At 69.9% G+C, this 17,237-nt stretch carries 16 protein-coding genes; 10 read left to right on the top strand and 6 right to left on the bottom strand.

All coding sequences use genetic code 11. The features are described from left to right. The first annotated feature begins 143 nt into the window (after positions 1–143). From clpS to R0232_RS19090, 7 genes are all read left to right on the top strand, one after another. On the top strand, positions 144–503 hold the full coding sequence (gene clpS / locus R0232_RS19120) for an ATP-dependent Clp protease adapter ClpS (RefSeq protein WP_093342210.1): 360 nt from the start codon (positions 144–146) through the stop codon (positions 501–503). Positions 504–571: 68 nt separating this feature from the next. Beyond that, the gene (gene clpA, locus R0232_RS19115) at positions 572–2,893 is read left to right on the top strand and encodes an ATP-dependent Clp protease ATP-binding subunit ClpA (protein WP_093342208.1); all 2,322 of its coding nucleotides are present in this window, start codon (positions 572–574) and stop codon (positions 2,891–2,893) included. Between the two features lie 179 nt (positions 2,894–3,072). Continuing rightward, the gene (gene cls / locus R0232_RS19110; protein WP_431509081.1) at positions 3,073–4,518 is read left to right on the top strand and encodes a cardiolipin synthase; all 1,446 of its coding nucleotides are present in this window, start codon (positions 3,073–3,075) and stop codon (positions 4,516–4,518) included. A gap of 46 nt (positions 4,519–4,564) precedes the next feature. Then, positions 4,565–6,007 carry an exodeoxyribonuclease I gene (sbcB, locus tag R0232_RS19105; RefSeq protein WP_431509080.1) on the top strand — a complete coding sequence of 481 codons (1,443 nt, stop codon included), beginning with the start codon at positions 4,565–4,567 and terminating at the stop codon, positions 6,005–6,007. Positions 6,008–6,080: 73 nt separating this feature from the next. Continuing rightward, a complete protein-coding gene (locus tag R0232_RS19100) occupies positions 6,081–6,476 on the top strand; it encodes a DUF3574 domain-containing protein (RefSeq protein WP_431509079.1) in 396 nt (131 codons plus the stop codon). Beyond that, positions 6,463–7,023 (top strand): N-acetyltransferase family protein, encoded by a 561-nt coding sequence (locus R0232_RS19095; protein WP_431509078.1) that lies wholly within the window; start codon positions 6,463–6,465, stop codon positions 7,021–7,023. Before R0232_RS19100 ends, R0232_RS19095 begins: the two co-directional genes overlap by 14 nt. 96 nt (positions 7,024–7,119) lie before the next feature. After that, positions 7,120–8,802 carry a cyclic peptide export ABC transporter gene (locus R0232_RS19090; protein WP_431509077.1) on the top strand — a complete coding sequence of 561 codons (1,683 nt, stop codon included), beginning with the start codon at positions 7,120–7,122 and terminating at the stop codon, positions 8,800–8,802. 4 nt (positions 8,803–8,806) lie between these two features. Here R0232_RS19090 and R0232_RS19085 read toward each other — a convergent pair whose 3' ends face one another. Continuing rightward, entirely contained in the window at positions 8,807–9,217 is a 411-nt protein-coding gene (locus R0232_RS19085) for a GFA family protein (protein WP_431509076.1), read from the bottom strand. 114 nt (positions 9,218–9,331) lie between these two features. Here R0232_RS19085 and R0232_RS19080 point away from each other — a divergent pair, with 114 nt between their 5' ends. After that, positions 9,332–10,174: an NAD-dependent protein deacetylase gene (locus tag R0232_RS19080; RefSeq protein WP_431509075.1), complete on the top strand. Its 843-nt coding sequence runs from the start codon at positions 9,332–9,334 to the stop codon at positions 10,172–10,174. Positions 10,175–10,259: 85 nt separating this feature from the next. Here the strand turns inward: R0232_RS19080 and R0232_RS19075 are convergent, their stop codons facing one another. After that, entirely contained in the window at positions 10,260–11,540 is a 1,281-nt protein-coding gene (locus R0232_RS19075) for an amidohydrolase family protein (RefSeq protein ID WP_296782877.1), read from the bottom strand. A 58-nt stretch (positions 11,541–11,598) separates the two neighbouring features. Beyond that, entirely contained in the window at positions 11,599–12,048 is a 450-nt protein-coding gene (locus tag R0232_RS19070; protein WP_093342197.1) for a hypothetical protein, read from the bottom strand. A gap of 183 nt (positions 12,049–12,231) precedes the next feature. On the opposite strand from R0232_RS19070, the gene cysC reads away from it, so the two are divergent. Next, on the top strand, positions 12,232–12,762 hold the full coding sequence (cysC, locus tag R0232_RS19065) for an adenylyl-sulfate kinase (RefSeq protein ID WP_398501698.1): 531 nt from the start codon (positions 12,232–12,234) through the stop codon (positions 12,760–12,762). Further along, positions 12,759–13,655 (top strand): hypothetical protein, encoded by an 897-nt coding sequence (locus R0232_RS19060; RefSeq protein ID WP_431509074.1) that lies wholly within the window; start codon positions 12,759–12,761, stop codon positions 13,653–13,655. Before cysC ends, R0232_RS19060 begins: the two co-directional genes overlap by 4 nt. On the opposite strand, the gene R0232_RS19055 is transcribed toward R0232_RS19060, so the two are convergent. The 3 genes from R0232_RS19055 to R0232_RS19045 are packed head-to-tail and all read right to left on the bottom strand — an operon-like array spanning position 13,634 to position 17,216. After that, positions 13,634–14,557 carry an ABC transporter permease gene (locus R0232_RS19055; protein WP_431509073.1) on the bottom strand — a complete coding sequence of 308 codons (924 nt, stop codon included), beginning with the start codon at positions 14,555–14,557 and terminating at the stop codon, positions 13,634–13,636. The two genes, R0232_RS19060 and R0232_RS19055, sit on opposite strands and share 22 nt — an antisense overlap. After that, positions 14,554–15,618 carry an ABC transporter permease gene (locus R0232_RS19050; RefSeq protein ID WP_172705451.1) on the bottom strand — a complete coding sequence of 355 codons (1,065 nt, stop codon included), beginning with the start codon at positions 15,616–15,618 and terminating at the stop codon, positions 14,554–14,556. The genes R0232_RS19055 and R0232_RS19050 overlap by 4 nt, the downstream gene beginning before the upstream one ends. Then, positions 15,618–17,216 carry an ABC transporter ATP-binding protein gene (locus R0232_RS19045; protein WP_431509072.1) on the bottom strand — a complete coding sequence of 533 codons (1,599 nt, stop codon included), beginning with the start codon at positions 17,214–17,216 and terminating at the stop codon, positions 15,618–15,620. Before R0232_RS19045 ends, R0232_RS19050 begins: the two co-directional genes overlap by 1 nt. Positions 17,217–17,237: the final 21 nt, after the last annotated feature.

The following is a 17,237-nucleotide window of genomic DNA, read 5'->3' as shown; positions in this document are numbered from 1 at the left end:
GAATATTCAAGCCGGATATCGTCAAAATCCGTTGAACGGATTTTTGACGGCGTATGAGACGCAAGCCTCTTGATTTGTCGAATTCTCGCCACCAGCTTTTCCCGAGCCGGCACGGCGCTTGCACGCTCTATAGAATCTTTTTCATGGCAACGAGAATTCCTTCGACCCCTCCCACGCCACCGGTGCGCAAACCGGCGCGAGACGACGGAGATTCGGTCGTCCTCGAGCGGCGTCCGCAGAAAACGGCGCCCCCCCAGATGTACCAGGTGGTCATGCTCAACGACGACTACACGCCCATGGAGTTCGTGGTCGTCGTCTTGCAGGAGTACTTCAGCAAGGACCGCGAAAGCGCCACCCAGATCATGCTCAAGATCCACCTCGATGGCCGCGGCGTCTGTGGGGTCTATTCCCGCGACATGGCGGCCACCAAGGTCAACCAGGTGATGGAGGCGGCCAAGCAGGCAGGGCATCCTTTGCAATGTGTCAGCGAACCCGTGGAATGAACCTGTTGATTTAGGCAAGCTCCAACCCATCTGAGAACTTATTTACAGCAAGGCAAAAAGGAAATCACATGATTGCCCAGGAACTGGAAGTCAGCTTGCACATGGCCTTCGTCGAGGCCCGGCAACAGCGCCACGAGTTCATCACCGTGGAGCATTTGCTGCTCGCTTTGCTGGACAACCCGAGCGCCGCGGAAGTTCTGCGCGCCTGCTCGGCCAACGTCGACGACCTGCGGGCGTCGCTCACCAACTTCATCAAGGACAACACGCCCCAGGTGGCGGGTACCGACGATGTGGACACCCAGCCCACGCTGGGCTTCCAGCGCGTGATCCAGCGCGCCATCATGCACGTGCAGTCCACCGGCAACGGCAAGAAGGAAGTCACCGGCGCCAACGTGCTGGTCGCGATCTTCGGCGAGAAGGACTCGCACGCGGTCTACTACCTGCACCAGCAGGGCGTGACCCGCCTCGACGTGGTGAACTTCATCGCCCACGGCATCAAGAAGAGCGATCCGCCGGAAGCCGTCAAGGGCAACAGCGAAGCCTCCTCGAACGAGAGCGAAGAGGGCGGCGGCGAGAAGAACGAGAAGGCCTCGCCGCTCGAACAGTTCACGCAGAACCTCAACCAGATGGCCAAGGACGGCAAGATCGATCCGCTGATCGGCCGCGAGTACGAGGTCGAGCGCGTGATCCAGATCCTGTGCCGCCGGCGCAAGAACAACCCGCTGCTGGTAGGCGAGGCCGGCGTGGGCAAGACGGCGATCGCCGAGGGCCTGGCATGGCGCATCACCCAGGGCGACGTGCCCGAGATCCTGGCCGAGTCGAACGTGTTCTCGCTCGACATGGGCGCGCTGCTCGCGGGCACCAAGTACCGCGGCGACTTCGAACAACGCCTCAAGGGCGTGCTCAAGTCGCTCAAGGACAAGCCGAACGCGATCCTGTTCATCGACGAGATCCACACGCTGATCGGTGCCGGCGCGGCCTCGGGCGGCACGCTCGACGCGTCGAACCTGCTGAAGCCGGCGCTCTCGAGCGGCCAGCTCAAGTGCATCGGTGCGACCACCTTCACCGAATACCGTGGCATCTTCGAGAAGGATGCGGCCCTGTCGCGTCGTTTCCAGAAGGTCGACGTGGTCGAGCCCTCGGTGCAGGAAACCGTCGACATCCTCAAGGGCCTGAAGTCGCGCTTCGAGGAACACCATGGCGTGAAGTACGCGGTGGCCGCACTGCAGGCCGCGGCCGAACTGAGCGCCAAGTACATCAATGACCGTCACCTGCCCGACAAGGCGATCGACGTCATCGACGAAGCGGGTGCGGCCCAGCGCATCCTGCCGGCGAGCAAGCGCAAGAAGACCATCAGCAAGACCGAGGTCGAGGAAATCGTCGCGAAGATCGCGCGCATTCCCCCGGCCAACGTCAGCAACGACGACCGCGGCAAACTGCAGACGATCGAGCGCGACCTCAAGAGCGTGGTGTTCGGCCAGGACAAGGCACTCGAAGTGCTGGCCTCCGCGGTCAAGATGGCGCGTTCGGGCCTGGGCAAGGGCGACAAGCCGATCGGCTCGTTCCTGTTCTCGGGTCCCACGGGCGTCGGCAAGACCGAAGCGGCCAAGCAGCTCGCCTACATCATGGGCATCGAGCTGATCCGCTTCGACATGTCGGAGTACATGGAGCGTCACGCGGTGAGCCGCCTGATCGGCGCGCCTCCGGGCTACGTCGGTTTCGACCAGGGCGGTCTGCTGACCGAGGCCGTCACGAAGAAGCCGCATTCGGTGCTGCTGCTCGACGAAATCGAGAAGGCGCATCCGGACATCTTCAACGTGCTGCTGCAGGTCATGGACCATGGCACGCTGACCGACAACAACGGACGCAAGGCCGACTTCCGCAACGTCATCATCATCATGACGACGAACGCGGGTGCCGAGACCATGAACAAGGCGACCATCGGCTTCACCAACCCGCGGCAGGCCGGCGACGAAATGGGCGACATCAAGCGCCTGTTCTCGCCCGAATTCCGCAACCGGCTCGATGCCATCGTCAACTTCAAGGCGCTCGACGAGCAGATCATCCTGCGCGTGGTCGACAAGTTCCTGCTGCAGCTCGAAACGCAGCTCGCCGAGAAGAAGGTCGAGGTCACGTTCACCGACAAGCTGCGCAAGCACCTGGCGAAGAAGGGCTTCGATCCGTTGATGGGCGCACGGCCGATGCAGCGCCTGATCCAGGACACGATCCGTCGTGCACTGGCCGACGAACTGCTGTTCGGCCGCCTGACCGAAGGCGGGCGCCTGGAAGTCGACCTCGACGAGAAGGACGAAGTGCTGCTCGACATCCAGCCGCTGCCGAAGAAGGAAGGCAAGTCCAAGCCCGAGGCCGAGGAAGCCGCGACCGGCTGATCCCGCCGATCGACGGGACATTCGCCCTCAAAAGGCCGGTAGCATCGCGCTGCCGGCCTTTTTTCTTTTCCTCGGGCGGGCGCTTCAGGGATGGAAAGCGGCGTGCGGCCAAGCCGATCGCGCCTTTTCCCGATGCCTGCGGCGTCCTCGGGCCGGCCCCGACGTCCGATCGCTTCGCCTTGATCCTCCCCGAACTCAGTCCCGAATGGAAAACCGGCCTCTCCCTGGCATGGAGCGGCTACATCGCCGTGCTGTCGGTCTGGATCGTGATGCAGAAGCGCGCGCCGGTATCGACCATGAGCTGGATCCTGTCGCTGGCGCTGCTGCCGTTCGCGGGATTCGTCATCTACTACTTCCTCGGGCCGCAGCGCCTGCGCAAGCAGCGGCTCAAGCGCCTGCGCACCCGCGCGAACGCCAATGCGCAGGCCGACCTGGCGCGGCTGCGCGACGCGGCCGAGCATGCGCCACCGGCGCTGCAGCAGATGGCGCGGCTGGGCACCGCGACCTGCGGCATCCCGGTATCGAGCGCCACCGGCGTCGAACTGCTCTCGGGCGGGGCGCGCACCTTCGACGCGATCTTCGAGGCGGTGCGCGCGGCGCGCGACCACGTGCATCTCGAGTACTACATCTTCGAGCCCGACACCATCGGCACCGCGCTGCGCGACCTGCTGGTGGCGCGCGCGGGCGAGGGCGTGAAGGTGCGCCTGCTGATCGACGCGCTGGGCTCCAAGCGCATCGGCCGCAAGTTCATGGCGCCGATGCTGGCCGCGGGCGTGCAGGTGGCGCTGTTCCACGACACCAAGATCGGCCGCCGCCTGCGGCCCGTCACCAACTACCGCACCCACCGCAAGATCGTGGTGTGCGACGGCCGCGTAGGCTTCACCGGCGGCGTCAACATCACGGACGAGGAAGACAAGCGCACGCGTCCCGACGCCTACCACGACGTGCACCTGCGCGTGGAAGGCAGCGCGGTGCGCTGGCTGCAGACCACCTTCATGGAGGACTGGACCTATGCCACCGGCGAGGACCTGCACAGCTTCGGCGACGGGCTCGACGCCATGCTGCCAAAGGTGGAGGCCGGCGAGATCCCGGTGCAGATCGTCACCAGCGGACCCGACAACACGCTCGAGGCCATCCACCGCATGCATGTCGAGGCGATCCACAGCGCCAACCACCGCGCCTGGCTCACCACGCCGTACTTCGTGCCCGGCGAGCCCGCGCTGATGGCGCTCACCAGCGCTGCGCTGCGCGGTGTCGACGTGCGGCTGCTGGTGCCGCGGCGCAGCGATTCGGCCATCGTGAGCGCCGCCGCGCGCTCCTACTTCGACGAACTGATCGCCGCCGGCGTGAAGGTGTGGGAGTACAAGGCGCGCATGCTGCACTCCAAGACGCTGGTGGTCGACGACGACTGCGCGATGATCGGCACCGCGAACTTCGACAACCGCAGCTTCCGGCTCAACTTCGAGGTCTGCGCGGTGGTTTATGGTCCGGCCCTGGCCCGGCCGCTGGCGGCGCAGTTCGAGACCGACCTGCACAGCTCGGCCGCGGTGCGCGCGCACCGTCCGCAGCCTTTCTGGCAACGGCTCGGCGACTCGATCGCGCGGCTGTCGTCGCCGCTGCTCTGAGGTCGGGCGCCGCACCCGGTATCCGCTTTCGCTTTCCCACAACGACATGACCGCTCAAACCTTCCTCTGGCACGACTACGAAACCTTCGGCGCCGTGCCGCGCCGCGACCGGCCCTCGCAGTTCGCCGCCATCCGCACCGACGCGGCGCTCAACGAGATCGACGAGCCGCTGATGATCTATTGCAAGCCCGCGCCCGACTACCTGCCGAGTCCCGAGGCCACGCTGATCACCGGCATCACGCCGCAGCTGTGCCTCGAACGCGGCCTGCCCGAGCACGAGTTCGCGGCGCAGATCGAGCGCGCCTTCTCGCAGCCCGGCACCATTGGTGTGGGCTACAACACCATCCGCTTCGACGACGAGGTCACGCGCTTCCTGTTCTGGCGCAACCTCATCGATCCCTATGCGCGCGAGTGGCAGAACGAATGCGGCCGCTGGGACCTGCTCGACGTGGTGCGCCTGACCTATGCGCTGCGGCCCGACGGCATCCAGTGGCCGAAGAAGGAGGACGGCAGCGCCAGCTTCAAGCTCGAGGACCTCGCCAAGGCCAACGGCCTGTTGCACGAGTCGGCGCACGATGCGCTGTCGGACGTACGCGCCACCATCGCGCTGGCGCGGCTGATCCGCAACGCCCAGCCCAAGCTGTTCGATTTCGCCTTCGCGCTGCACCGCAAGGACCGCGTGGCCAGCGAGCTCGGCCTGCCGGCGGTGCGCGAGACCGCGAAGCCCTTCCTGCACGTCTCGGGCATGTTCCCGGCCGAGCGCGGCTGCCTGGCCGTGATGTGGCCGCTGGCCAGCCATCCCACCAACAAGAACGAGCTGTTGGCCTGGGACCTCGCGCACGACCCGAGCGAGCTGCGCGACCTCGACGCCGACACCGTGCGCCTGCGCATGTTCACGCGCGCCGCCGAACTGCCCGAGGGCGTGGTACGGCTGCCGATCAAGGGCGTGCACCTCAACAAGTCGCCGATGGTGGTGGGCAACCTGCGCACGCTGGCGGCGCCCATGGCCGAGCGCTGGGGCATCGACCTCGACACGGCCATGCGCCATGCCGCGATCGCGCGCGACCTGCCCGATATGAGCGCGATCTGGGCCAAGGTCTACGAACGGCCGAAGGAGGCCACGCCCGATGTCGACGAGGACCTCTACGGCGGCTTCGTCGGCAACGGCGACCGGCGCCGGCTCAACCAGCTGCGCGCGCTCTCGCCGGCCGAGCTCGCGAAGGACCGCACCGGTTTCGACGATGGGCGGCTCGAGGAGATCGTGTTCCGCTACCGCGCGCGCAACTGGCCCGAGACGCTGAGCGAGGAAGAGACGCAGCGCTGGGAAGAGCACCGCGCGGCGCGGCTGTTCGAGGGCGAGGGCGGTGCCCGCACCGTCGAGGGCCTGTTCGCCGAGATCGATGCGCTGTCCGAGACGGTGGACGAGCAGGGCGAGGAACTGCTGGGCGCGCTCTACGACTACGCCGACGCGATCGCGCCGTCGCGCTGAACCTGCGGGGTCGTTCATGCCGATGCCGTCGACGCGACGATTCCCACGCGGGCTCGCAGCCGCGATGCTGGCGATGTCGCTGGCAGGATGCGGCTCGTTCGCCACTTCGCCTGCCGCATCGCCGGGTGCGGCCTGCGCCCCAGGCCTCTCGCCCTTCGAGCGCGACACCCTCTATTTCGGCCGCGCCATTCCCACCGGCGGCCAGGTGTCCGAGGCCGAGTGGTTGCGCTTCCTCGACGGCATCCTGACCCCGGCCTTCCCGCAGGGCCTCACCGTGATCAACGCCGTGGGCCAGTGGCGCGGCGAGGCGGGCGCGGTGGTGCGCGAGCCCTCGAAGATCGTGGTGCTGCTGCATCCGCGCGACGACAAGGCCGACGCGGCCATCGCCCAGGTCATCGCGGCCTACCGCCAGGCTTTCGCGCAGGAGGCCGTGCTGCAGGAAAGGCAGGCCGTCTGTGTCCGGTTCTGAACAGAAGACTGCAACGGATGTCGTCCGGCGGCTGGTGCCTGCCGATGCGGTGGCCTATCGCGCGCGCATGCTCGATGCCTACGAGCGGCATCGCAGCGCCTTCACCTCGACGGCGGCCGAGCGCGGCGCCTTGCCGTTGCGCTGGTGGGAAGAGCGGCTAGCGCCGGGCGACGACACGGCCGACGTGGTCTACGGTGCCTTCGACGCCGGCGGGCTGGTCGGCGCGGCCGGTCTGAGCTTCGAGCGGCGCGAGCGCGCACGGCACAAGGCGACGCTGTTCGGCATGTCGGTGGCCGAATCGGCCCGGCAGGCGGGCTTCGGCCGCCGGCTGGTGCTGGCGCTGCTGGACCACGCCCGCCAGCGGCCGGGCCTGCGCCTGGTGCAGCTCACCGTGACCGAAGGCAACGATGCCGCCCAGCGGCTCTACGAACGCTGCGGCTTCCGGCCCTTCGGCGTCGAGCCGCTGGCGATCGCGCTCGACGGCCAACTGCTGGGCAAAGTGCACATGTGGTGCGACTTGCTGCAGCCCGGCCACTCGCAAGGCTGAGCCCGGGGCAGGGCGGCTTCGCCCGGCTGCTACGATCCGCGGCCTTCTCGCTGCCGGACCGCGCCATGCGGCCTTCGTTTCGCCGAACCAGCCCGAATGCCCCAAACCTCCACCACCGATCTCTTCCTGGGCCCGAACGGCCTGCTGCGCCGCCACGCGCTCGGCCTTGGCGTGGCGACACTCGCGGGCGTCGGCGGCAGCGCCGCGACGGTCGCGTTGCTCGCGCTCATCAACCGCATGCTGCATGTCGAGGGCGGCCTGGCCTCGGGCCTGGCGCTGGCCTTCGTGGGCCTCGCACTGCTCACGCTGGCCGGGCGCGTGCTCTCCGATGCGCTCACCAACCGCATCGGGCAGGACATCCTGCGCAGCCTGCGGACCCGGCTCGCGCAGCGGATCCTCGCGGCGCCCATCGACGAGCTCGAGCGCTTCCGCACCCACCGGCTGACGCCCGTGCTGACGCACGACATCGGCATGGTGAGCGGCCTGTGCCTGGGCCTGCCGATGACGGTGGTCTCCGCGACCATCGTGCTCGGCTGCCTGGGGTGGCTGGTCTGGCTCTCGTGGCAGCTCGCGGCGCTGCTGGCCGTGGTGATGGCGGGCGGCATCGCGATCCACCGGCTGGCGCTCGAGCGCGCCATCGCCGGCTTCGACGCGGCGCGCGAGGGCGAGGATGCATTGCACAAGGCCTGGCGCCGGCTCGGCGACGCGGCCAAGGAGCTGCGCCTGAGCCGCGGCCGTCGCGCGCAGGTCTACCAGGGCGAGATCCTGCGCAGCGTCGACGACATCCGCCAGGCCAGCGTGAAGGCCGGCGATGCCTTCTCGTTCGCGCACGAGGCCGGCTCGGCGCTGTACTTCCTGTTCATCGCCGTGGTCTTCGGCGCGGCCCGGTTCTGGAACCTGTCGGCCGAGGCGCTCAGCGGCTTCGTGCTGGCGCTGCTCTACCTCAAGGGGCCGATGGACCAGGTGCTGGGTTTCCTGCCGTTCTTCGCGCGGGCGCGCGTGGCGCTGGGTCGGGTCGCCGAACTGACCGAGCGCTTCGAGAGCCCGGAACCCGGTCTGGCCGATGCCGTCGTCGGCACGGGCGCACGCCCCGCCTTCGCCGAGGCCATCGCGCTCAGCGGCGTCCGCTACGCCTTCGCGCCCGCGGAAACCGAGGAGGGCGCGCAAGCCGCGCAGGTCGCCGCGCCGTTCGTCTTCGGCCCGATCGACCTGCGCATCGCGCGCGGCGAGATCCTCTTCATCGCGGGCGACAACGGCTCGGGCAAGACCACCTTCCTCAAGCTGCTGACCGGCCTCTACCTGCCGCAGTCCGGCACGCTGACCGTCGATGGCGAGGCGGTGACCGACGCGAGCCGCGACACCTACCGCCAGCTGTTCTCGCCGGTGCTCTCGGACTTCCACCTGTTCGAGGCGCTGACCGACGAGCCCGGCCTCACGCACGCACAGCGCGACGACCTCGCGCGTGCCGGCCTGGCGCGGCTCGCGCTCGAGGGCAAGGTGGCGGTCAACGACGGCGCCTTCAGCACCGTCGACCTCTCGACCGGCCAGCGCAAGCGGCTCGCGCTGGTGCATGCCTGGGTCGAGGCGCGGCCCGTGATGGTGTTCGACGAATGGGCGGCCGACCAGGATCCGAGCTTTCGCCACCAGTTCTATACCGAGCTGCTGCCGGAGCTGCGCGCCAAGGGCCACACGCGGGTCGTCATCTCGCACGACGACCGCTACTTCGGCGTGGCCGACCGCGTCGTGCACTTCCGCGACGGGCGCATCGCCGCCGCCTGAGATTTCAGGTGGCCTGGCCCTCGACCGCGGGCAGCGCGCCGAGGTCCTGCGACCAGTCGAGCGCCGAGCGGCACCATTGCCGGCGCCGCGGCGGCAGCAGCGCGCGCTGCGCCAGCGGGCCGATGCGCAGCGAGTAGGCCGGCGGCGTGTCGCTGTCCGCGCTCGATGCGATCGGCGTGCCGCAGTGCTCGCAGAAGCTCTGGCGCCGCCGCGTGCCGCTCTCGGCCGTCTTCACGTAGACCTTCGGCGTGCCCGCGAGCAGCCGGAAGCTCGCGGCCGGCACGGTGGCCGACACGCGGTAGGCCGTACCCGAGAGCACCTGGCAGTCGGTGCAGTTGCACAGCGCGACCTTCTCGGGGTCGACCTCGGCTTCGTAGCGGATGCGGCCGCAATGGCAGGCGCCCTGGACTTTCATGCGAGCTCCTCGTGGGGGATGCCGGCATCGTAGGAAGGACGGCGCGCGGCCGCAACGGCGGCCCCGATTTCCCCCGTGCGCACGGCCCTGGCCTGGCCCACGTATGCTCCCCGCATGGACGCCACCGCCGCCGCGCTCGCCGACTTCGCCACGCGCCACCGCAAGCTGTTCGTGCTGACTGGCGCGGGCTGCAGCACCGAATCGGGCATCCCCGACTACCGCGATGCACGCGGCGAATGGAAGCGGCCGTCGCCCGTGACCTACCAGGCCTTCATGGGCGAGGAGGCGACCCGACGCCGCTACTGGGCGCGCAGCCTGATCGGCTGGCCGACCATGGCGCTGGCCCGGCCGGGTGCCGCGCACCACGCGCTGTCGCGGCTCGAGGCCGCTGGTCGCGTCGGCCTGCTGCTGACGCAGAACGTCGACGGCCTGCACGAGGCCGCCGGCAGCCGCGCCACCATCGACCTGCACGGGCGCATCGACACCGTGCGCTGCATGGGCTGCGAACGCCGCCTGCCGCGCGCTGAGCTGCAGCGCGAACTGCGCGCGCGCAATCCGAGCTGGGCCGCGCTCGAGGCGCGCGCGGCACCCGACGGCGATGCCGATCTCGAGGGCCATGACTTCTCGGCCTTCGACGTGCCGGCCTGCGCCCATTGCGGCGGCCTGCTCAAGCCCGACGTGGTGTTCTTCGGCGAGAGCGTGCCGCGGGAGCGCGTCGCCGCGGCCTTCGCGGCGCTCGAGGCCGCCGATGCGGTGCTGGTGGCGGGCTCGTCCCTGATGGTCTATTCGGGCTTCCGCTTCGTGCAGGCAGCCGCGGCGGCCGGCAAGCCGGTGGCGGCGGTGAACCTCGGGCGCACGCGTGCCGACGATCTGCTGGCGCTCAAGGTCGAGCGGCCAGTGGGCGAGGCGCTCGCGGCCCTGGCCGAGGCGATGGCGCCCGAACCGCGCGCGGCCTAGCTAGCTATCGCAACGAGCGGATGAAGCCATCCACCGCCGTGGTGCAGTCACCCGGCCGGCGGAGTTGCGCGAGCGGCGCGAAGGCTCAGGCCTTCGGCAGGCTCCAGCTCGTCGCGTCGCCGCGGCCCGGCAGGTGCAGCGAGGCCGTCGCCGCCGGCGTCTCGGCCAGCAGCCGGCCCTTGCGGAACACCTTCAGGCGCGTGGCGCGCAGCCGGATCGCCTCGACGGGATCGCGCGCCTGCAGCAGCACGAAGCTCGCATCGCAACCGGCCTCGAGGCCGTAGTTCTCGAGGTGCATCACGCGCGCGGCATTGGTGGTCACGGCCTCGAAGCACTGGCGGATGCCGGCCTGGCTGGTCATCTGCGCCACGTGCAGGCCCATGTGCGCCACCTCGAGCATGTCGCCCGAGCCCATGCCGTACCAGGGGTCCATCACGCAGTCGTGGCCGAAGGCGACGTTGACGCCGGCAGCCAGCAGCTCGGGCACGCGCGTCATGCCGCGGCGCTTGGGATAGCTGTCGTGGCGGCCCTGCAGCGTGATGTTGATCAGCGGGTTCGAGACCACGCTCACGCCGGCCTCGGCGATCAGCGGCAGCAGCTTGCTCACGTAGTAGTTGTCCATCGAATGCATCGAGGTGCAGTGCGAGCCCGTGACCCGGCCCTGCAGGCCCAGGCGCTGCGTCTCGAAGGCCAGGGTCTCGATGTGGCGCGACAGCGGGTCGTCGGATTCGTCGCAGTGCATGTCGACCAGCTTGCCGCGCTCGGCCGCGATCTCGCACAGCCGCTTCACGCTGGCCGCGCCGTCGGCCATGGTGCGCTCGAAGTGCGGGATGCCGCCGACCACGTCCACGCCCTTGTCGAGCGCGCGCTCGATGTTCTCGAGCCCGCCCGGGATGCGCAGCGCACCGTCCTGCGGGAAGGCCACCAGCTGCAGGTCGAGGTACGGCGCCACGCGGCGCTTGACCTCGAGCAGCGCGTCGACCGCCAGCAGGCTGGCATCGCTGGTGTCGACATGCGAGCGCACCGCGAGCAGCCCCTTGGCCACGGCCCAGTCGCAGTAGGCCAGCGCGCGCTCGATCAGCGCCTCGGCCGTCAAGAGCGGCTTGAGCTCGCCCCACAGCGCGATGCCCTCGAGCAGCGTGCCGCTCTGGTTGACGCGCGGCAGGCCGTAGCTCAGCGTGGCGTCCATGTGGAAATGCGGGTCGACGAAATGCGGCGCGACCAGCTGGCCGGCGGCATCGAGCGTGTCGTGCGCCGGCGCGGCCAGGCCGGCCGTGACCTCGGCGATGCGACCGTCCTGCACGGCGATCGACATGCCGGTGCGGCCGTCGGGGAGGGTGGCGTTGGTGAGGAGGAGGTCGAGCATCGTGGGGCTTGGGGATCGTTGTGGGGAGATTCGGCCTGGCGTGGCCGGTTGGCTGGCCTCAGCGCGTGCGCTGCGGCCGGAATCGGTACTGGCCCGGTGCCGGGCCGACCTCGATGGTCACGCGCCGCAGCTTGTCGTCGTGCCCCGAGTCGGCCTTGGCCGTCAGCACGATGCCGCGCGGCGTGGCGCGGCAGGTCAGCTCGCTGAGCGCGATCTCGGCATGGTCGTTGTCGAGCTCGGCGATGGGGACCGTGTGCGCGGCCTGCAGGCTGCCGTTGGCGTCGCGCGCCATCCATTGCACATAGAGAAAAGACTGCGCGTACTGCTCGGCATGCACCACGCGGTAGGTGCCCTGGTGGTTCGGTCCCCAGGTGCCGCAGAGCTGGACCCAGGTGACGGCATCGGGTGTCTGGAAGCGGTCGTAGCCGTAGTCGGTGCCCAGCGCATGGGCGGCCGTGCCGCACGCGAGCACGGCGGCGATCGAGGCGGATTGGAGGAAGTTCGGCATGGGTGTGTGGAGGGCGATGGCGGGCCGTCGTAATTCTCTACTCAGAATTTTTTACCTTGCAGAGACAAAAGTCGGAGGGGTGCCGCTTACGCTTTGAAAACAATGAAGCGCGATGACCTTGACTTCGGACCTGGCGTCCTGGCACTGCCGGGGCATCCCGGCGGTCCATCATGCGTCATGTGGATGACCGGGCTGTCCGGCGCGGGCAAATCCACCATCGCGCAAGGCCTGCGGGCGCGTCTGCAGGGCGAGCAGGTGGCCAGCGTCGTGCTCGACGGCGACGAGGTGCGCGCCGGCCTGAGCCAGGGGCTGGGATTCAGCCAGGCCGACCGCAGCGAGAACATCCGCCGGATGGCCGAGGTCGCACGGCTGCTGAGCCGGCAGGGCATGGTCGTGATCGTCGCGGCCATCACGCCGCTGCAGGCGCAGCGCGCGATGGCGCGCGAGATCGTCGGCGAGGCCTACCGCGAGATCCACGTGCATGCGCCTTTCGCGCTGTGCGAGCAGCGCGACGTGAAGGGGCTCTATGCCCGGGCGCGCCGCAACGAGATCGCGGCATTCACCGGCATCTCCGACAGCTACGAGGCACCCGTGGCACCCGATCTGGTCATCGACACCTCGGCCTGCCGGCTGGCCGACGCCGTGGAATCGCTGATGCTGGCCTTCGGCACGGCCCCGCGCGCGGCCGGCGCGCCGATCGGCGTGCACGCATGAAGCATCACCTGCTGATCGCCGGCACGGGCCGCGCGGGCACGACATTCCTGGTGCAGTACCTCGCCGAATGCGGCCTGGACACCCACATCGCGCGCGATCAGTACCGGGGCTACGACGAGGACGCCAACGCGGGCCTCGAGGACCTGCCGCTGAACGACCCCGATGCGCCCTATGTGATCAAGTCGCCCTGGCTGTTCGAGTACGTGGAGCGCGTGCTGGCCGACGAGCAGACCGTGGTCGACGCCGTCGTCATCCCGATGCGCGGCATCGTGGAGGCGGCCGCCAGCCGCACCGTCAACGAGCTGCGCGCGCGCCATGCCATGCCCGGCCTGCACGACGACTGCAAGCAATGGGAGACCTGGGGCACGACGGCGGGCGGGGTGGTCTATTCGCTCAACCCGATCGACCAGGCGCGCCTGCTCTCGCTGGGTTTCCACGAGCTGCTGCACGCGCTGGTGAAGCGGAACGTGCCGATCGTGCTGCTCGACTTCCCGCGTTTCATCGAGGACCCGGACTATCTCCACGATGCCTTGAGCGCCACGCTGGGCGACGGCGTCGACCGTGCTTCGGCCCTGCGCGCCCATGCCCGCGTCGCGGAGCCGTCGAAGGTGCGCATCGGACGCGAGCTGGCCGAGCCGGCCGCCGGTGCCGAGGCCGTGGGCACGCCACGTCTCGCGTTCCCGAACCATGCCGCGCTGGACCGCAGCGCGCTCAAGCGCGAACTGGCCAACGCGAGCCGCCGTGTCGCGCAGCTGGAGCGGCAGATCGCCGAGCTGCGCAACTCGCGTTCATGGCGCATCACCGCGCCACTGCGTGCCCTGGTGCAGCTGCTGCGCCGCGGCGGCGAACCGGCGCTGCCGGCCGCCACCCCTCAGCGTTCGCCCTTGCGGTAGGGCTTCATCAGCGCCTGCGGATAGCTGGCCTTGCGGGCCACGAGCACCAGCGCGAGGATCGACAGCAGGTAGGGCAGCATCAGGTACAGCTGGTACGGCAGGAAGGCATCGCCCGATTGCTGCAGGCGAAGCTGGAGCGCGTCGAAGAAGGCGAACAGCAGCGCGCCCAGCAGAGCCTTGCCCGGCCGCCACGAGGCGAACACCACCAGCGCGACGCAGATCCAGCCGCGGCCGTTGACCATGTTGAAGAAGAAGGCGTTGAAGGCCGACAGCGTGAGGAAGGCGCCCGCCACGCCCATCAGCGCCGAGCCGGCCACGATGGCGCCGGTGCGCGTGGCCGCGACCGACACGCCCTGGCTCTCGGCCGCCTGCGGGTTCTCGCCGACCATGCGCAGCGCCAGGCCCAGCGGCGTGCGGTAGAGCAGCCAGGCCACCGCGGGCACCAGCGCCAGCGCGAGCAGGGTCAGCGGCGTCTGGGCGCCGAGCACCGGGACGTGCAGCCACTCCATGGGCGCGAAGGGCACGATGGTCGGCGGCGTGTTGACCTTCGGGAAGCTCACGCGGTAGCCGAAGTAGCTCAGCGCGGTCGCGAGCATGGTGATGCCCAGCCCCGACACGTGCTGCGAGAGCGCCAGGCCCACGGTCAGGAAGGCATGCAGCAGCCCGAACACGGCGCCCGTGAGCGCCGCGATGCCCACGCTCGCCCACAGCGGCGCGCCCAGGTACACGGCGAGCCAGCCGGTGAAGGCGCCCGCGACCATGATCCCCTCGATGCCGAGGTTGAGCACGCCGGCGCGCTCGCACAGCAGCACGCCGAGCGTGCCGAGGATCAGCGGCGTGGCGATGCGCAGCACCGCGACCCAGAAGGCCGGGTTGGCGAGGATGTCGAGCAGGTCGGTCATCGGCTCCTCCGCACGCGGTACTGGGTCAGCAGGGTCGCCACCAGCACCGCGATCAGCGAGGCCGCGACGATCACGTCGGCGATGTAGGTCGGCACGCCGACGGCGCGGCTCATGGTGTCGGCGCCGACCAGCACGCCGGCCACGAACACGCCAGCCGCGATCACGCCCAGCGGATGCAGGCCGGCCAGCATCGCGATCACGATGCCGGTGTAGCCATAGCCGGGCGACATGTCGAGCGTGACGTAGCTGGTGCGGCCCGCGACCTCGATCGCGCCCGCCAGCCCGGCCAGCGCGCCCGACAGCAGCGCCACCGAGACCACGGTACGCGTCACCGGCACGCCGGCGAAGGCGGCGGCGCGCGCATTGGCGCCGACGGCGCGGATGTCGAAGCCCAGCACCGTGTACTTGAAGACCGCCCACACCATCACCGCGAGCGACACGGCCCACAGCAGCCCGGTGTGGACGCGGGTCTGGGCGATCAGCTTGCCAAGCTCCAGGTCCGACTGCAGCGACACGCTCTGCGGCCAGCCCATGGCGGTCGGGTCCTTCATCGGCCCGTCGAGCAGCGCCGACACGCCCAGCAGCACGATGAAGTTGATCAGCAGCGTGGTCACGACCTCGTCGACGCCGAGCCTGTTCTTCATCAACGCCGGGCCCAGCAGCATCAGCGCGCCGGCCACGGCGGCGGCCAGCATCATCAGCGGGAACAGCAGCCAGGGCGACAGCTCGAAGCCGGTGCCGCCATGCATGCCGCCCACGGCGACCGCGGCCAGCGCGCCCGCGTAGAGCTGCCCTTCGGCGCCGATGTTGAACAGCCGCGCCTTGAACGCGACCGTGGCGGCCAGCCCGGTGAGGATCAACGGGATCGCGCGCGTGAGGGTCTCGCTCCAGGCGAACACCGAGCCGAAGCCGCCCTGCAGCAGCAGCGCATAGGTGCGGCCCACGGGCGCGCCGGCCCACAGCACCAGCAGCGCACTGATCGCGAGCGTGAAGGCGACCGCGCCGATGGGCGCCAGGACCAGCGCGGTGCGCGAGGCCTGGTGGCGTCGTTCGAGCCGCATCATGGCGTGGCCTCCTTCGCGGCGGTGGAAGCGGTGGCACCGGCCATCGCCAGGCCGATCGCCTCGCGCGTCCAGGCCGAAGCGGCGCGTGTCTCGCCCAGGTGGCCGCCATGCATCACCGCCACGCGGTCGCCGAGCGCCAGCACCTCGTCGAGGTCGTCCGAGATCACGAGCACGGCCGCGCCGGCATCGCGCGCGGCGATCAGCTGCTGCTGCACATAGGCCACCGCGCCGATGTCCAGGCCCCAGGTCGGCTGGTGCGCCACGATCAGGCGCGGGGCCTGGGTCGGGTACCTGCGTTCCTCGTCGCGGCCGGGCTCGGGCTGCTCGGGCGGCAGCAGGGCGCGGCCGAGGATCAGCTTCTGCATGTTGCCGCCCGACAGCGAGCGCGCCGGCGCCATCAGGCCGGCGCCGCGCACGTCGAAGGCCTGCTCGATGCGGCGCGCATGCAGCCGCGCGGCCGCGCGCTTCACGAACATCGCGCCGCGCGAGAACACCGGGCTGCGCAGCCGCTCCGACACCGCGTTCTCCCACACCGGCAGGTCGCCGACCACGCCGACCGCATGCCGGTCCTCGGGAATGCGCGCCACGCCGCGCTGCACCAGCCGAGCGGGCGAGGGCGGCAGGGCGCGGCCCATGAGCTGCGCGCGGCCCGCGGTGGCGCGGCGGGTGCCGCACAGCAGCTCGGCCAGCGCCACCTGTCCGTTGCCCGAGACGCCCGCGATCGCGGTGATCTCGCCCGCGCGCAGCGTCAGCGAGACCTCGCGCAGCCGGTCCTGCCCGCCGCTCTTCGAAGCCGCGGTGCTCACGCGGTCGAGCACGCAGACCGCGTCGCCGACCGACTTCGCGGGCCGGCGCTGCGGCGCCTCGACCGCATGCCCGACCATCCACAGCGCGAGCTGCGCCTGCGTGGTGCCGGCCGTGGCCGCCTCGGCCACCAGCTTGCCGCCGCGCAGCACGGCCACGCGGTGCGACACGCGCAGCACCTCGCCGAGCTTGTGGCTGATGAAGATCACCGACAGGCCCTGCGCCACCATCTGCGAGAGCGTGGCGAACAGCGCCTCGCTCTCCTGCGGCGTGAGCACGGCGGTGGGTTCGTCGAGGATCAGGATGCGCGCGCCGCGGTACAGCGCCTTGAGGATCTCCACGCGCTGGCGCTCGCCCACCGACAGGCTGCCGATGGTCGCCTCGGGCCGCACCGGCAGCCCGAAGCGCTGCGCCACCTCGAGCAGCCGTGCCCGCGCGGCCGCGCGGCGCGACAGCGGGCGCCACAGCGGCTCGGTGCCCATGGTCACGTTGTCGAGCACGCTGAGGTTGTCGGCCAGCGTGAAGTGCTGGTGCACCATGCCGACGCCCGCGGCCAGCGCGGCCTTGGGGTTGCCGGGCGCGAGCGGCGCGCCGAAGACCTCGATGCGGCCTTCGTCGGCGACGTAGTGGCCGAACAGGATCGACATCAGCGTCGACTTGCCGGCACCGTTCTCGCCGAGCAGCGCCAGCACTTCGCCGGCGCGCAGGTCGAGGGAGATGGCATCGTTGGCGACCAGGCTGCCGAAGCGCTTGGTGATGCCCTGGAGGCGGAGGACGGTCGTGCTGCTCATGAATCTCTTGTTCCTTCCCCG

Origin of the sequence: Variovorax sp. DAIF25 (assembly GCF_050711835.1) — a bacterium.
Classification (GTDB): Bacteria; Pseudomonadota; Gammaproteobacteria; order Burkholderiales; family Burkholderiaceae_C; genus Variovorax.
The sequence above is the reverse complement of the archived record's forward strand: the minus strand, read 5'-3'. Positions and strand labels throughout refer to the sequence as shown.

What these genes read in the sequence shown, in the direction of transcription:
- clpS (WP_093342210.1), top strand. Translation starts at nt 144, where the DNA reads ATGGCAACGAGAATTCCTTCGACCCCTCCCACGCCACCGGTGCGCAAA.
- clpA (WP_093342208.1), top strand. Translation starts at nt 572, where the DNA reads ATGATTGCCCAGGAACTGGAAGTCAGCTTGCACATGGCCTTCGTCGAG.
- sbcB (WP_431509080.1), top strand. Translation starts at nt 4,565, where the DNA reads ATGACCGCTCAAACCTTCCTCTGGCACGACTACGAAACCTTCGGCGCC.
- R0232_RS19100 (WP_431509079.1), top strand. Translation starts at nt 6,081, where the DNA reads ATGTCGCTGGCAGGATGCGGCTCGTTCGCCACTTCGCCTGCCGCATCG.
- R0232_RS19090 (WP_431509077.1), top strand. Translation starts at nt 7,120, where the DNA reads ATGCCCCAAACCTCCACCACCGATCTCTTCCTGGGCCCGAACGGCCTG.
- R0232_RS19085 (WP_431509076.1), bottom strand. Translation starts at nt 9,217, where the DNA reads ATGAAAGTCCAGGGCGCCTGCCATTGCGGCCGCATCCGCTACGAAGCC.
- R0232_RS19080 (WP_431509075.1), top strand. Translation starts at nt 9,332, where the DNA reads ATGGACGCCACCGCCGCCGCGCTCGCCGACTTCGCCACGCGCCACCGC.
- R0232_RS19075 (WP_296782877.1), bottom strand. Translation starts at nt 11,540, where the DNA reads ATGCTCGACCTCCTCCTCACCAACGCCACCCTCCCCGACGGCCGCACC.
- R0232_RS19070 (WP_093342197.1), bottom strand. Translation starts at nt 12,048, where the DNA reads ATGCCGAACTTCCTCCAATCCGCCTCGATCGCCGCCGTGCTCGCGTGC.
- cysC (WP_398501698.1), top strand. Translation starts at nt 12,232, where the DNA reads ATGACCGGGCTGTCCGGCGCGGGCAAATCCACCATCGCGCAAGGCCTG.
- R0232_RS19060 (WP_431509074.1), top strand. Translation starts at nt 12,759, where the DNA reads ATGAAGCATCACCTGCTGATCGCCGGCACGGGCCGCGCGGGCACGACA.
- R0232_RS19055 (WP_431509073.1), bottom strand. Translation starts at nt 14,557, where the DNA reads ATGACCGACCTGCTCGACATCCTCGCCAACCCGGCCTTCTGGGTCGCG.
- R0232_RS19050 (WP_172705451.1), bottom strand. Translation starts at nt 15,618, where the DNA reads ATGCGGCTCGAACGACGCCACCAGGCCTCGCGCACCGCGCTGGTCCTG.
- R0232_RS19045 (WP_431509072.1), bottom strand. Translation starts at nt 17,216, where the DNA reads ATGAGCAGCACGACCGTCCTCCGCCTCCAGGGCATCACCAAGCGCTTC.